The following is a 15,886-nucleotide window of genomic DNA, read 5'->3' on the forward strand; positions in this document are numbered from 1 at the left end:
AATTTAAATAATGGCGTTATTTTTTTTCTTGGACCCTGATTTGCCATGAAATGCCATAATATCAATGGTTATTCACGATGCAGAATGCTGGTTTTAAAACGTCATTCGCTATAAAAATTTGAGTATTGCAACCGTGAACCTGGCAGCGCTATGGTTCAACCATTATCCAAAATCATTTCCAATAATTTGAATTTGCAGCCGGATGGTGCGCTTTTAAACACGCGCTAAAGGCACTTATTTTTTCACCAGTTCAAATTGTATGGTCTCATCAGCCTTTTTCATATAATTTAAAATGGCTTCTTTACTCTCTGGGCGATACAATCTGATAAGAATTGTCCAGTCTTCCACGACGTCAATATTGTTTTTTTCTTCCGGACAATTGAAATGAAAGGTGTAACTACCGTCTTCATTAGGTTCCGCTCTTCGGTTGTTAAGTGCAAAATTGTCAGTGGCGATCCAGCCTTCTTTATTATAGGTAGTGACTGAAAAGAATCCGCCTTTGTCAAATTGAATGGGAGGAACCGGTATCGTGATGGCCGCGCATTTTCCGGATTGAATCTCTTTAGTGGGTTGAATAGTATTCAGATATGCTGCATGCTCAACGGGTAAGCCAAAAATTCCCACCGCTGAGGCGATCAGGAATTGAAGTGAATCTACCTCATCCTTTGTTCCAAAATAGAATTCTGCTTGCGTAGCCTCTGCCATTCGGGCTTTCAGACGAGCTCGGGTTTCGTCCAAAGAGTGATTGTCAAAGCCCTTGGCCTGATAAGCCTTATTGGAATTCGCTAAAATCTGAACATTATCTTGGTGTTGGTGTGCCTCTGCGTATCCCAGTGAATCCATCGTCCTGACGCCTGTTCGCATATTGAGAAATAAGTGATTGCCCAGGGCGACATCTTTTGAAGTAAAGGTTTTGGATTCTCCCGGATATACGAGGCCGACCGTATATTGATTTTCGTCAATCACCTGAATGACGGAATAGACATCCCAATCAGGATTGATCAAAGTCGCCCCTTTAGAAATGTCGACTACCGCATGGGAGTACATGACGTCCTGATTTTCGCGCACCACAAATTGATGATCCTTATCAGACATTTGCCGGGAATGCCGGAAGGTGTTTACTGCATAATCTTTGGAATGATTGGTCATATATAGGTCAGTCTCTGCGATGGTGAAGTTGGTTTCGTCCACCATGATTTTACCTGTGGCATCAATCGCCTTCATGTAGGAGGGCTTGGACTTTACCTCTTTTTTGCCGTCGTTACAACTGAACAGTAGCAGGAGGCCTGCGATAAGAAGGGGGAATTTCATATACAATAAATTAGTTTTTCATGAATTGAATATTGATGCCGGAGAATAGTTGAAATTGAGGCTGACTTCCTGCGGTGAGCATAGAGTATTGAGGCTCTATAAAAAGATTGAATACGGTATGCTCCACTTTTATGACCTTACCAATACCTAATCCAATGGGTAAATGGTAAGCGTCATTTTCAATATCAAATACCCAAATTGGCGCACCACGGAGATAGGTTCCTTTGCCTAATTGCCAAATATAAAATGGTTGAAAAGCGGCTATTTGCGCTCGTTTATCATTTTCTTTGCCCCCAACAGAGGTTTGCCAGGTGATCAGACTGCCGAATTGAATCTGAGGAGACTGCGCAAAAAAAGTGACAAAAGCCAGACCTGTTTGCCACTGGCCAACACCAATTTCAGATTGTGTTGCTGTGGGTGCAGCAACCAAAGGACCTATACCCATTGTTGTTTTTGCATTAGAAATAAAATTGTAGGAGATGAAAGCGTTTACATCCCCCAGGCCACTAATGGTATTGACCAGACCAACAGTATCTGGTGAGCCTATTGAGCTTAAGGGGGCAGATACGCGAAGTAATAATTTCCCATCTGCAAGCGGCTTGGCAAAACGGATCCATGTGGTGTTCAAATAGGATGCTGCGGGTGCATCGGAGAGTTTGGAGACATAATAATTGTGAATATTAAGCGCAGTCATATCCGCCAAAGGGTTATTGGCCTGAGTGGCTGCCTTTGCTTTATCGTCCTCAATATTTGTTTTTTGTGCCTGAAGGTTAAAAGCACTGAAACAGATCATCACTAAAAAACAAAGGTTTTTCATAAAGGAGTTCGTTGAATTTTATTTTTTAGTGATCTCAGGTAAGGTAAAGTCCCCATTAAGGACTGATGCTCCTGGTTGATATATCCGGAATAAAATATTCCAACCTTCGGGTGCATCCAGTCGATTGGGTACTTTTCCACAAACCTCTTCCGATCCATAGTGTACCGTGAAAGTACCATCTTTATTGAGTTGGACATTGGAATTATTCAGCAGGCAATTTTCGGTTTTAATATACCCATCTTCCCCATAAACAGTAATCGACCAAAAACCTTTGTTTTCAGGTACTTTATAGGTGGCTGTGTAGCATTCCGTAGCCGTGGTTGTGGTGGGTTTGTAATTTAAATAGGTCGCGGCTTCTTCCGGCAATAAGCCCCAGGCCGCTGCTGCTGCGATATGTCTTGTTTTCTCATTGACTTCCCCTCTTTTTCCCATCATGCCTTCCCAGCTCGCATAATTGGCGCTTTCCCGGTTATAAATTGCTCTTAAAGAGTCTAATGATTTCAAATCCCATCGGAAATCAGGGAATGCCTGTCCGGATCTGGACTTCACCATAAATTGATCTTGCAGCTTATTGAGCATGTTGATTTCTTCCTGGTCATTTGCATCCAGGACTTGAAGCCGAATGATGAGGTAAAGGAAATCAGTATCTCCCTGGATGCTGTATTGTCCGGCTTCATAGATTAAATCTTGTACATAATGGTCATTGTCGATAATGAAAATGGAGGCATAACGGTCATCGGGCATTTCAGGAAATGTAATGTCTAATCCTTTTCGTGCATCAAACACCCCACCGGAGTAGAGCACGTCTCTATTCATTCGGATCACGGTTTGCTGATCCAATGGAGTGGGTTGCCGGAAGTGGAAAAACTGGTTGCTTTGTCCTGCATTTTTGATCATTTCTACAAAAGCACGATCTGTTTCTGCGCGAATAAAAGTGGCCGGGCTTACGCTTACGGGGGTATTGGAAGTAACGGCCTTTTCCTGATGCTTTTGTTTATTTTGATTGCAGCCCCATAGCGACAGGAGGGTTATTAGAAAAATTATTGGTCTCTTCTTATTCATATTGACGTATGACTAAAATGGAAATTTGGTGATCAGTTCCTTTGCTTAGATCGTGTTCAAAATCACTTCGTCCGCAGCAAATTCGAATTACCGGAAGCGATTTTGCAGCCGAATGCTTTTAACATACTCTAACAGTCGATTAACACGATAATGTTTGCAAGGTTAAATTTTGGCTAAAAATTGTAAGCCCTCTTGGGTATAGGGGTGGGGGAGTGCTATTCAACAAGGATATGAAAAGGGGCGGATTTCCATATGGCTAAAAAAAAGTACCCGCCGGAGCGGGTATCAAAAAGATGATCAATTATGACATTCTGTTGAATTTCTGTATGCAATAGGATAACAGGCAGGAATACAAATAGATATTGGAATCTATGAAAGAAACTTACATTTAAATCCGAAATGGTGATTTTTGCGACAACATCAGGCTTTATCTTTGGGGAAATAAAGATTTTCCTTACTATTCAATATAGTAGTTTCGAGGGAGCGATGGCTCCCTTTATTTTTTGGAGCATGTTCAAACCCACTTCATCCGAAGTAAATTCGAATTACCGGAAGCGATTTTGGGTAATTTCTCAACAATAGCACTGCCCCTTTCTCCAAATTATCGGGTATGACTTCCGTAATCCTTCAGGTTTTCGTTACGAACTTTGGTTTTTAAAATACGCGCTTAAGCCGAATGGTGTACCGGCAGGTTTAACCCGAATTATTCACCGCTCAATTCCCTAAACCAGCCACAGGCGCTTTCCTTCAGCTTGTTAATTGTGTTTTTCTTTGGTTTTAAATAGCCCAAATTTTGGTAAGCCTGCTCTCTCTTCCACTCTCTGCTTCCCTGAAAAAAACGAAACCGGAGGACCGGTTCCTTCCTTTTGCTGTCTGGCCGTTAGGAGGATTGAAGTATGCATGATATGGCTTGAAAAGTGGTGAGAACGACTCCTAAAAGCCTATATACGGAGGATTTACAGGATATCAGCGTCTATTTTTTTGATAGAAATATGCAAGTTGATGAGAGAGTGGTGCAAGTCTTTTGGCTCATAGTATCAGATCTTTGTAGGGTAAATTCATCAATGGTGAAGTCTAGGCGCGTGAAGTGTACGATAGTATGTTGAAGAATTTAAGATGAACGAGGTCTATTTAAAACATCTATTAAATTAAATCCTAAAATGAAAAGAATTTGGTTTGTCCAATTTATTTTGGTGTTAGCGAGCTGTCAGGAGCCGATTGATCCGGTGATTACTTCGGTTCAAAACACGAAACAGTTATTACAAAGCCATATATGGACATTGGAAGATTTTGACATACGCACCACCAATGAGGAGATTCCGGCGCCCATTTTATTCGGGGCAACGGAAAATCATGCGCTATGGCCCGGGCTATCTTCAGACGAAAGTCAGGATGACCCAATGTCGGTTATCTTCACTCCCGATCGGAAAGTGATTGCCTCGCAAGGGCCACATGATGCTTTGGGGGATAGTGTTTCTTCTTATTTCGTCATCAATGATCATTTGATACGATTAAGTAGCCAGGCGGTTAGCATCAATTATGAGTACCTTTATTCCGCTCAGGAAAAGGAATTCCAATTCTATACGGATGCGGATGGGGTCATGAAATTGGTACACGAGACCAATCAAAAGTTTATCAGTGCGGTCACGGAGCAGACGCCCCAAAAGGTGGGAGATATCATCGCCGCGCTGGTCTATAATAATGAGACGATTCAGCAGTTAATCAACAAGCTTGTGGTACAGGCTTTAGCCGGTGAATTATCATTTTTGAATGAGTTTGATCCTGAACAAGTAGCCCAGGAATTGGCAGGCAAGATCATACAATTATTGCAGCAAATCGATTGGGAGCAGGAACTGACGGACATTTTGAAGCCGGAGTTTGAAAAACTGAATCAGATTGATCCGGAAGAAGCCACTCAGGTAGTGGCGCAGGCCTTAGCGCAATATCTTCAGCAGGCATTATCAGAGGAAAACCTGTATGAGGGCATTCTTCCGCTAGTGCTGGAATTGAAGCAGCATCCGGAGGAGGGAGCCGCTACGATTGCTAAGCTGGTGAATGAAATTTTCCTTGACTTTTTTGATCAGGAGCATATCAGTCCGATCATTTCGGAGGCCTGGCTGAAATTCAGCGCCCTTGATCCACAGCAGGTGAATCAGCTGGCGGTGGAGCTGACACGTTTGTTGGAAGCGGCATTTATTAATGAAGCGGAATTGACGCAATTATGCTTACCCTTCATTCAAAAAATTGAGGATACCTCGCTTTTTGAAATGGGCGAGCTGGCTGCAGCCACTACAGACGCACTCAGGGGCTTGATTGATCAACTTAATCAACAATTTCCGGATTTAAACCTGGATCCTGATTACGAAACCATGGAAGGCATCATAAAGGCCGCTTTTATCACCGCCAAACCGATCATCGGGCTCTCCGGTGTGGAAACGGTAGCGCAGGAAGTCGCTCAATTAATTTTAACGCAGGTGCTGACCACTGATTTTCTTCAGCAAAGCATCATGGCAGCGCTGGAGTCCTTACAAAAGCTCGACCCTCAAAATGTAGGGGCTACCCTCGGGCAGTGGATTGCACAACTGGCCCTCGAGGTATCTCCGGCCTTATTATCGGAAGTACAACAAGTCGTTTCACCGATACTCGCCCAGCTCGATGCTGAAGGTATTGCTTCGGTCATCGCAGCATCTCTAAGTGAACTGGTCTCGGAGCACCTGAGTCCGGCACAGCTGGAGCCGCTGGTTTTCCCATTGCTGGAAGCGATTTCAAATGTGAATGCCGAAGCACTGGCCCGCTTATTTGCACAATCAATACTGGAGCTGGACGCAATTAAAGACCTGATCACCGAGGAGAAATTAGTGGCGATTTTGCTCCCTGTTTTGGAGTCGGTAGCGGCCATTAATCCGGAAGAGTTGGCGCAAAGCATTATTGATGCGGTGGTTGCTACGGGTATTTTTGATTCGGTGCTGACCGAGGAAAGAGCGAGTGCCCTCATTGCCATTCTGTGGTATAACAGCCTGTGGGAGCAGGTGACTGTGGCCAATAATTTTGAATCAGTAACCATTAAACTTGCTCACCCCTAATCATGAAAAAGTCATTATTATTCGTTCTGTTTCTCCAAATAGTCGCCTTTTCGGCTATTGGTCAGGTATCCAATTTGTCCATTGATGATGATTATCAGCACTATCGGGATAGCCTGAAAACCACGGAATATCCCTGGCATTTACCCATTATGGGGGCCAAAGTCAGAAAAATGGGCTTCGATATTCCTTATCCTAATGGGTTTATGTTTAGCTACGGCCATTCCAGTCAGGATATCTTTATCAATAATCTGGAAGTGGGCTTCCATCCCGATCAGATGGTGGGGGTAGATGAGTTGGCGCGTTTTCAATCCATTCAGTCCAATGTGAATGCTTTCGTATTGAAATATGACTTCTGGCTCTTTCCTTTTTTGAATTTCTTTGGCCTGGCCGGTCATATTAATTCCACGACCAATGTGCATTTGGCCCTGCCTTTTGATCTGAAATTTCAGACGAATAATCAGGGAAATACACTTGGCTGGGGAATGGTGGCTGCCGGAGGGATTGGGCCCTTGGTGGTTTCCGGTAATTTAGTAAATACCTGGACCTGGGTTCCGAGCCTGGACCGACCGTCCAACACCATGGTGGTAGATGGAAGGATCGGTTATATGATGCGCTTTCCGCATAAGCCGCAACGAAACCTGGTCTTCCTGGTCGGGGTGGAGTATATGCGATTGAACCCCCAAAGTGAAGGGGATGTGAATTTAGAAAAGCTGTTGGGCATTTCTCCGCAGATGAAGCAGGATGCCGGGCAGCAACTGGATCAGTGGTACGACGGGCTTAGTAATGTGGAGCAAGGATTAGTCGAAGGGGTGTATAACGGATTATCCGGCTGGCTGAACAGTAGCGATCCCATTACGATGGATTACCGGTTCAGGAAAGGCTTGCATCACCCGATGTCCATGACCGCAGGGGTGAATTTCCAATATAGTCACCGCTGGTCCTATAATCTGATGAGTACTTTCCTTGGGAGTAGAAAGCAGGTTGTTTTTAGTCTGAATTATCGATTCGGAATCAAGGGAAATAATGTGATGAGTGGATTCACGTTTTAGTGCGTGTCAGCGTGTGTTTAAAAGCCAAAATTCGCAGCAAAAATTTGATGATTGCAGAAGCGGTACCCGATTATTCTGAGAGGATAGCATCGCTATTGTTGTGAAATTATCCAAAATCACTTCCAACAATGTGAGTTTGCAGTCGGATGGTGTGCGGTTTTATTCATGCGCTAAGCATACCTGATTGGGCTTAAGCCGCTTTTGAAAGTAATTCAGTATATATTTTCTGATTTGCCAGAATCAGTCAACTGATTAAAATTTTTATGCAAATGCTTCCTTTTTTGATTCCTCATCTTTGTGATGTTGATGGGAAGTTCATCAAGTAAGTGTCTTATAAATTATAAACCATATCAATAATGAAATTAAAGTTATCACTCATTGCCCTGTCTGTTGTGGTAATACAAAGTTGTCAACAAGCTCAAAACCTGCAGCAGGAAGAGGTGAGCACGTCTACATCTCAGGAAGTGAGCAATGGTTATGAAACATTACCTAATGCTTCTACTCTTACACTTGCCGAACATAAGCAGTTGCTGGAAGAAGGTTATCCAATTGAACGCGTAAGAAGAGCGAAAGCCCTATTTTCCGCACGCCACTTTACAGTAGATGCAATGGATGATTTAGCTACAGCGGAGGATGATGCCCTGTACTATTTTAATTTTATGGATGAGTTTATGCCCAGTGCTAAAGTGCAGGCATCTCCAAACAAGTTTGACCTGGCTCGTGATTTAAATCCGGCATTGGCCGAGGTAAGCTATAAAGATTTGGAAGGTAAGGCGCGTCCTACTTTTCAGGAATATATCAATGATCCTAAGTCCAGATTACAGGCGGCCATAATCATCAAAAAAGGTAAGGTCGTATTTGAAACTTATCCGGGCATGCGTCCAGAGGACAAACACGTGTGGATGTCAGTATCTAAACCGTTAGCCGGAGTAGCTATATTAGATTTGATTGACAAAGGACAAGTAGATCCTAATGCACCCATCACTCAATATGTACCACGTCTGCAAGGCAGTGCCTGGGATGGTGTACCGGTAAAAGCCGTCCTGACCATGACGACCGGTTTGAATGCTGCCGATATCAGCGGAAATATGTTTAAGGCCGGTACTATGGAGCAGCGTTATTATCAGGCTTCTTTTGGTGACCTTTACAATGGCAAGAAAGAAGACTGGATACAAGTAATCCGGGAGTCCAAGAAAATTGCGGAGCCTTATACATTGTACCAATATGCGAGTATGAATACGCAGGTGTTGAGTATCGCTGTTGAGAATATTACCGGAAAGAAATTTGTAGATTATTTATATGAACGTTTCTTCGAATATGCGGGTACTGGCGAGTTTGTTGCCAACTTGTTCCCGGACGGTAGTATTCACGCTGCTACAGCGATGAACTCTACTTTGGAAGACTTGGCGCGATATGGTTTGCTATTTACCCCTACTTTTGAGCAAATCACCGGTAAAGAAGTGGTTTCCCCAAGATTGATCGAATATATGTTTGAAAATAAAGTTCCTATGGAGGTTTTCAAAAATAGTGCAGTCGGTAAGATGGGAGAAATGATCATGGGCGAGCAAGTGATTTGTGGTAGTGGTAGCCAGTTTGATTTCCTTTGGGAAGATGGCGCCTTTGCGAAGCTGGGGCACAATGGTCAGGGGATTTATGTAGACCCTGCGCGTGAAGTAGTTGGAGTGTATTTTAGCGCCTCTACAGAGCTTAATTATCCTGTAGCCTATATGCGTGCGGCAGCTACTGCCCTGGATTAAAAACGGAATTCTTCATCCTAGTAATATTTTTCCCCCGAAAGGCGATTACGTCTTCGGGGGATTTTTTTGTTTAGAGCAAGAACCATCAATAACCCACCGCTTTTTTGGGTCAGTTAGATCAATAAATCATTCCTCAGTAAATTCGGAAGATTGGAGGCTGCGTTTTGATCTTTTTTCGAAAAAAAGAGGAAGCTGCTCTGGCAATAATCAAATTTTCGCTGCGAATAATTCGGCTTTTGGAGTTGAATGGCTCCTATTTCTTTACTCTTTCTTTACCCTTTGATAGAATCAGTTAACTACTTGCCATTTGTATGCAATTAAAAGAAAGTAGGATATACCATCTTTGTAATGTCGAAAGATAATAAGGTTTTTATCTGCTTCATAGCAAGATGAAAATTTTCAATTATCATTTCAAAAAGAAAGAAAATTAATATAAAAAATAATCATTATGTCTAGAATTCTTGAAGGAATCAAAGTAATTGAGGTAGCCTCTATGGCGGCTGCTCCATCAGCAACGGTAATGTTAGCGGACTTAGGTGCGGAAGTAATCAAGATAGAGCCACCACAAGGGGACCTTTGGCGATATGGAAACAAAGTGGCAGGTATGCCGGCAAGTGATATTCCTTACACTACTTTTATTCAAAACCGCAGCAAAAAATCGGTTGCTTTGGACCTAAAGAAGCCTGAAGCACAGGATATTTTGAATAAGTTGGTTGAAACAGCGGATGTTTTCCTTACGAACTCTCCACGTGCGGTACAAAAACACCTGGGACACACCTATGAGGACATCAAGGCGATTAATCCAAAAATCGTTTATGCCTGGATTAACGGATTCGGTGTTGCCGGACCGGATAAAGATGCTCCTGGTTTCGACATGACCGCCTGGTATGCCCGTACCGGTATGATGGAAGAATTGAGACCAAAGGATGCCAGCCCGGTGCCATTACCGGTAGGAGTAGGGGACTTGGGTACTGCCAGCACGCTTTTTGGCGCGGTAATGACAGGTCTGTTCCACCGCCAGCGTACCGGAGAGGGTGTTAAAGTATCTACCTCCCTGATGAACAACGGTATTTGGGCCAACTCCAGTATGATGCAGGCGGCCTTGGTAGGTGCACCAGCGATGCAAAAATTCCACCGTACAGAATGGCCTAACCCGGTATCGGGAGGGGTATTCAAAACCAAGGATGATCGTTACATTATCATTGTGGAACTGAACCCTAAAAATATCGGTAACTTACGCGACGCTTTTGGTGCTGATCACCTGAAAGGCGATGAGCGTTTTGCGACCCCACAAGCTCGTGGTGTGAATCACCAGGCACTATTTGATGAGATGCAAAAAATCGTGGGTACTTATGATTTGGCTACTGTCCGGGAAAGACTGAAAAGTTTTGGTGTAAACTTCAGTGTGGTACAAACAACGGAAGAATGTACGCGTGATGAGCACATGATTGCCAATGGTTGTTTCCCTGAAGTAGCAGGTACTGAGGGTATTCGTACCGTTGACAGCCCGATTCAGGTTGAAGGTATTGCTAAAGTACAGCCACAAAATCCTCCAAAAGTAGGCGGAAACACTGTGGAAGAATTAAGCGCTTTAGGTTTCAGTCAGGATACGATTGAAGGTTTGGCCGCTGCGGGCGCTATCGGTATCTCTAAATAAAAATTGGGAGTACTAAGAGTGTCTTAAAAAGCACACCATCCGGCTGCAAATCAGCATTTTTCGTCGGGTGGTTTTCAACATGTTTCCAGCATAAAGATAAAGTATAGTCCATCAATTTGAGCGCCGGGGTTTATTGGATATCCCCGGCGTTTTTTCTATGTCCAGAGGGGAGATCGCTGTTCTTATGCTGTCCGTCTTTTTGCCTGAAAAGATCCGTCTAATTAACTGTAAATCAATTGAAAAATGGTGGTTGTGGGCCTGCTGTCGGGGAGTAACTTCCTTGGCTACACCTTTTTTCTTCATTTGACAAAATGAGTTAACTCATTACCATTTATATGCAATAGTTAAGCATAAAAAACGGCCATATTTGTATTGTCAATAAGGGAAATAATCAACACAGAATATATTTAATCAGTAAAATTATGAGTGATAACGCAAAGTTTTTCGAAGATTACAACATTGGGGATTTCGAAATTGAGAAAACAGATTCTCGTACCATTACCGAAGCAGATATCGTCTTCCATTCCATGCACTCCGGTGACTGGATGCCACACCATAATGATGAAGAGTGGTGTAAGACCCAACCCTTCAAGCACCGTATAGCCCATGGTAACTTATCATTTTGTATCGGTACTGGTTTGATCGTAATGTCTTCTGATCGTAACCCGAACTGCATGTCTTATGGTTATGAAAAGCTTCGCTTTCCTCATCCGGTATATGCAGGAGATACATTAACAGCTTCCGTGAAAGTGCTGGACAAGAAAGATCATCCTAAACACAAGACTCACGGTTTAATGACCCATGCAGAGACGGTAACCAACCAAAGAGGAGAGGTGGTGTGTTATGCAGAGCATATCTTCTTTACCGTAAGAAGGACTCCTAAAGCATAATTTAGGTTTAAAAACGCTCTAAAAGAGAAAGGATTATCGGACGGTGACCGGAAACTCACTCTACTTTTTAGCAGTCCGATATTCACCCACAACCTCATCATTTTAAATTAATTTTCGGTGGAACAGATTCAATTACAGCGTAACGCATGGGCTCAATTTGGAGGAATGTCCGTCACCAGTATCCTCGACCGTTGGGTTGAAATACAGGCAGACAAAACCTTCCTGATCTGGCAACCTTTTGAGGGGCCGGGCCGGTCCTGGACTTATGGACAATTGGCGCAGGCGGCACAGCAGTTTGCCTTCGGTTTAAATCAACGTCAGGTGAAATCCGGCGACTTTGTGTTGATCCATATGGATAACTGTCCGGAATTTATCATCGCCTGGTTGGCCTGCGCTTACATTGGGGCCATTCCGGTAACCATCAATACCCGGTCGGTGGCGCAAAATGTGACTTATTTCGCTGAAGTGATGCAGCCGGTAATGGCGATTACTTCCGAGCTTTATGCCCCTATGATCCATCGGGCATGTTCGGCTTCTTTGCCGTTGGTCATCACCGGGAACGTCTCTGAAAAGCTACCGAAAGACAGGCTGATCACGCTTTTTGACGCGATTTACCAACAAGGAACACTACCGAAAATTCCGGATATTCCGGAGCGGGATTTCGCCGTTCAGTTTACCTCCGGCACCACTTCCCGCCCAAAACCGATCATGTGGACCAATGGTAATGCCTTGTGGAGCGGTAAATCCATGTCCACTAATATGCGCTTACGTCGTGAGGACAGAACATTGCTTTTCCTACCGCTTTTCCATGCCAATGCGCAAATTACTTTGCTGTCCAGTCTTTGGTCCGGAGGATCGGTGGTCTTGCAACCCAAATTTTCCACCTCTCGATTTTGGAATACCGTCGTTCAACACCAGGCGACCTGGGTGTCGGCCATTCCATTTGTGTATAAAGCATTAAAAGATCAGGCCGTACCGGCGCAGCATCCGCTTCGTTTTATGATGGGGCTGGAGCGATCTCCGGAAATAGAAAAAGCCTTTGGTATACAAACCATGGCACTTTGGGCCATGACCGAAACCCTTTCAGCCTGCATTGTTACAGATGCAGACCAGCCTGGCCCGGCGGGTACTATCGGACGTCCTTCGCCATTTTACCAGGTCGAAATACGACGGGAGGATGGATCTCTGGCCGGTCCCGGAGAAGAAGGCCGATTATATATTCGGGGAGAAAGAGGCCTGACGTTATTCAAAGAATATTATAAGCATCCGGAAATCACCGCTGCGGCATTTGATGCAAGTGGTGCCCTCGACACCGGGGATGTGGTTCGGATGGATGAGCAAGGGTGGTTGTTTTATGTCACCCGCGCTAAAGATATGTTGCGCGTAGGAGGGGAAAACGTTGCAGCACTGGAGATTGAGAATAGCATCAATAGTACGGGATTAGTACAGGAATACGCCGTAGTAGGGCAGGCACACAGCATGTTAGGCGAAGTGCCGGTAGCTTTCATTTCCCTAAACGAAAAAGGGAAAGCACTGGAGGAAGAGGCAGTGAAAGCCCGCATTACGCAAGCTTGCCAACAGCAACTGGCGGACTTCAAAGTACCCAAAGCTATTCACATTATCGAGCACTTTCCACACTCCACCCTGGACCGGATTGCAAAAAATAAATTGCGCGAGCAGCTGCCGGAGATGGTAGCTGAACAGCCTAAAAAAATAAGTAATAAATAAATAATTCCAATAGAAATAAACATTCGATTATCATGAAAGATTTCAAATACGTCCTTACCGAGCAAAAGGAAAATGTAGGTATTGTTACCTTTAATCGTCCTGAAGCACTTAATGCACTTAATGAACAATTGGCAGAGGAAGTGACAGATGCCCTGAAGGCATTTGATGCGGATGACAGCATTGGCTGTATGGTACTGGCAGGTGGAGATAAAGCATTTTGTGCCGGAGCAGACCTGAAGTGGATTGCCTCGCAGAATTTCGAAAGTGCTTTCAATACCAATCTGGCCGCTTATATGGATCAGGTAGCGAACCTTCGCAAGCCGGTGATTGCCGCTGTTCGCGGATTTGCCTTTGGTGGGGGAACTGAAATTTCTCTGATGTGCGATATGATCATCGCTGATACGACGGCTAAATTTGCCCTTCCTGAAGTAACCCTGGGGGTTATCCCCGGTGCTGGTGGACCTGCTCGCTTAACTCGTGCTGTAGGAAAAGCCAAGGCGATGTACTATATCCTGACTGGTGAAGCCATGGATGCTGTAGAAGCAGAGCGCATCGGACTTATTACGAAAGTGGTTGAAGATGGCCAACAGTTGGAAGCGGCTTTAAAACTAGCGCGCAGAATTGCCAACAACCCACGTCTATCCGTGATGGCAGGGAAAGAATCCGTGAACCAACAAGCGGAGGTGCCTTTGATCCCTGGATTGAAATTGGAGCGTCGCTTATTCCACGGATTGTTCAGCACCCCGGATCAAAAAGAAGCCATGACAGCTTTTGCTGAAAAACGCAAGCCAAGCTTTAAGCAATATTAATCCGAATGCTGTGCTTTTAAACACACTCTTAACCTTTTGTCGCCAGTTCTTTCTCAGAGCTGGTGACTTTTTATAGGTAGCCATTTAGCCCGGATTATTTATGCTCTTAGGGGCGTTCGAAAACCGTCATTTGTAGCAGGATGGCTGGTTATAAACAAGTTTTTAAACAGGCGCATTAAAAAGCACACTTCAACACCATAGACGAAATACCCGAAATCCAATCGCTAACGGTTGTAAAATACTGGATTATGTTTACATTTGAAACACATGAGAATTGTTGCTCAAAATCACATGATTTTTTAACTCGTAAACCTGCTATGTCGGATAAAGCCTCAGTAACCACCATCAAGTTCAACGATATAGACACCAAGGAAAATTTATCAGCACTCGCCCATCAATATCAAGGCGAATGGGATGGGAAAACTTTGCACATTGATCATGAGCAATTCAAGTTGGATATTCACTGTTTTTCCTATATGAGAATGGTCTCTATTGATCTCTGTGAGGCTTCTGTTTATCAGCCAGTAACATTTGTTCAGGCTCCTGAAAGTGAGGAGGATTTCATTTATATCCGCTTGGGCTTCTCTGGTACGATCGTAAATGCACCCTTGCCGGACGAGTTTCACAGTAATGGGATCTTTATTTATAATTCCAGCCAACATTTTGAAGTGGATTTCCCTGCAGGGGTAAATGACCGATGGATTGTTATTAAATTTCCGAAACGATTATACTATGAGTTTTTTGAGCGGGAAGAAACTAAACTTAAGCAGATTTTAGATGACACTGAACCATGGTTTCACTATCTACCCCTTAATGCTGAGATTGAAGAATATATCAAAATAATCTTTCAGAATGGAGTGAGTCCACATGGGCGTAAGATTGCGCCGTTTTCTAAAGCGCTGGATACGATCAGTGCCATTACGGAGCAATTGGAGGCTGAAGAGCCAGGTAATATTCAAAAGCGTATCCACCCAACAGATTTGCGGATTATTATTTCTATAAAGGATCAGATCTTAGGTAGTCTCGACAATCTTCCTAAACTGGATGACCTTAGCGAAGAGCATGGTATGAGCGTCTCGAAGATTCACCGACTGTTTAAGCACGTCTTCAAAATGCCTGTACTCAAATTCTATAATCAGCAGAAGGTAGAATTGCTCCGCCAGAAAATCCAACATACCGATGATAGCCTGACCAATATTGCGGCAGATTTAGGTTTTAGTCATGTCGCACATATGAGCCGGGTATTCAAAAAGCATTATGGCTACGCCCCATCAGCGCTGCGCAGGGCTTAGAGCGTGATTGGAATTCATATTTGATGATTGCCATCGAGGGTGCTGTTTTAAGCCGAATTATTCACCATCATATTTATTAACTGATCGCAAGTAATTTAATTTCAGCTCATTATAATTTATTTTCTTTGATTTATAATCGCCCAAATTTGGGCAAGCTTGCTTTCTCCTCATTCAGCGGCTGCTTTGAGAAAACACGAAATAATGAAAATCCACTTCTGTTTTCCCGTCTGGCAGTTCATTGAGGATGGAAGCATGCCTCATTCGGTCTAAATGTGTACCTTGAGTAAGGATATCGGCGGATTATTGAATCCAAGCCAATGGAGTTATCCCCTATTTTATGTGCCTTCACCTACTTGTTACCTTTATCCGGCAATGAACTTCCAAATGATGATTCAGGTAAAAATACAATTTGACAATTTTGTGCAAGTTAT

Annotated in this window: 11 protein-coding genes; 8 read left to right on the forward strand and 3 right to left on the reverse strand. The window is 43.7% G+C overall.

Features of this window, described 5'->3' with window-relative positions; translation table 11 throughout:
* Positions 1-234: 234 nt before the first annotated feature.
* From AAA970_RS24885 to AAA970_RS24895, 3 genes are read right to left on the reverse strand one after another with little or no spacing between them, the layout of a single operon-like run.
* Complete coding sequence (locus tag AAA970_RS24885; protein WP_338239616.1) at positions 235-1,311, reverse strand: DUF1254 domain-containing protein; 1,077 nt, start codon at positions 1,309-1,311, stop codon at positions 235-237.
* Between the two features lie 10 nt (positions 1,312-1,321).
* Entirely contained in the window at positions 1,322-2,128 is an 807-nt protein-coding gene (locus tag AAA970_RS24890) for a hypothetical protein (RefSeq protein ID WP_338239617.1), read from the reverse strand.
* An 18-nt stretch (positions 2,129-2,146) separates the two neighbouring features.
* Positions 2,147-3,190: a DUF1214 domain-containing protein gene (locus AAA970_RS24895; protein ID WP_338239619.1), complete on the reverse strand. Its 1,044-nt coding sequence runs from the start codon at positions 3,188-3,190 to the stop codon at positions 2,147-2,149.
* Positions 3,191-4,350: 1,160 nt separating this feature from the next.
* Between AAA970_RS24895 and AAA970_RS24900 the strand changes: the two genes are divergently transcribed.
* The 8 genes from AAA970_RS24900 to AAA970_RS24935 all read left to right on the forward strand — a co-directional run bounded on the left by AAA970_RS24900 (position 4,351) and on the right by AAA970_RS24935 (position 15,455).
* Positions 4,351-6,273, forward strand: coding sequence for an HAD family hydrolase (locus tag AAA970_RS24900; RefSeq protein ID WP_338239620.1), 1,923 nt, complete (start codon positions 4,351-4,353; stop codon positions 6,271-6,273).
* A 2-nt stretch (positions 6,274-6,275) separates the two neighbouring features.
* Entirely contained in the window at positions 6,276-7,322 is a 1,047-nt protein-coding gene (locus AAA970_RS24905) for a hypothetical protein (RefSeq protein WP_338239622.1), read from the forward strand.
* A 356-nt stretch (positions 7,323-7,678) separates the two neighbouring features.
* A complete protein-coding gene (locus AAA970_RS24910) occupies positions 7,679-9,079 on the forward strand; it encodes a serine hydrolase domain-containing protein (protein WP_338239623.1) in 1,401 nt (466 codons plus the stop codon).
* Between the two features lie 448 nt (positions 9,080-9,527).
* On the forward strand, positions 9,528-10,736 hold the full coding sequence (locus AAA970_RS24915) for a CaiB/BaiF CoA transferase family protein (protein WP_338239624.1): 1,209 nt from the start codon (positions 9,528-9,530) through the stop codon (positions 10,734-10,736).
* Between the two features lie 422 nt (positions 10,737-11,158).
* On the forward strand, positions 11,159-11,626 hold the full coding sequence (locus AAA970_RS24920; protein ID WP_060690459.1) for a MaoC/PaaZ C-terminal domain-containing protein: 468 nt from the start codon (positions 11,159-11,161) through the stop codon (positions 11,624-11,626).
* A 117-nt stretch (positions 11,627-11,743) separates the two neighbouring features.
* Positions 11,744-13,354: an AMP-binding protein gene (locus AAA970_RS24925; RefSeq protein WP_338239625.1), complete on the forward strand. Its 1,611-nt coding sequence runs from the start codon at positions 11,744-11,746 to the stop codon at positions 13,352-13,354.
* Between the two features lie 32 nt (positions 13,355-13,386).
* On the forward strand, positions 13,387-14,163 hold the full coding sequence (locus tag AAA970_RS24930) for an enoyl-CoA hydratase-related protein (RefSeq protein WP_060690461.1): 777 nt from the start codon (positions 13,387-13,389) through the stop codon (positions 14,161-14,163).
* 317 nt (positions 14,164-14,480) lie between these two features.
* Positions 14,481-15,455: a helix-turn-helix domain-containing protein gene (locus AAA970_RS24935; protein ID WP_338239626.1), complete on the forward strand. Its 975-nt coding sequence runs from the start codon at positions 14,481-14,483 to the stop codon at positions 15,453-15,455.
* Positions 15,456-15,886: the final 431 nt, after the last annotated feature.

Origin of the sequence: Persicobacter diffluens (assembly GCF_036244895.1) — a bacterium.
GTDB classification, from domain to species: domain Bacteria; phylum Bacteroidota; class Bacteroidia; order Cytophagales; family Cyclobacteriaceae; genus Persicobacter; species Persicobacter diffluens.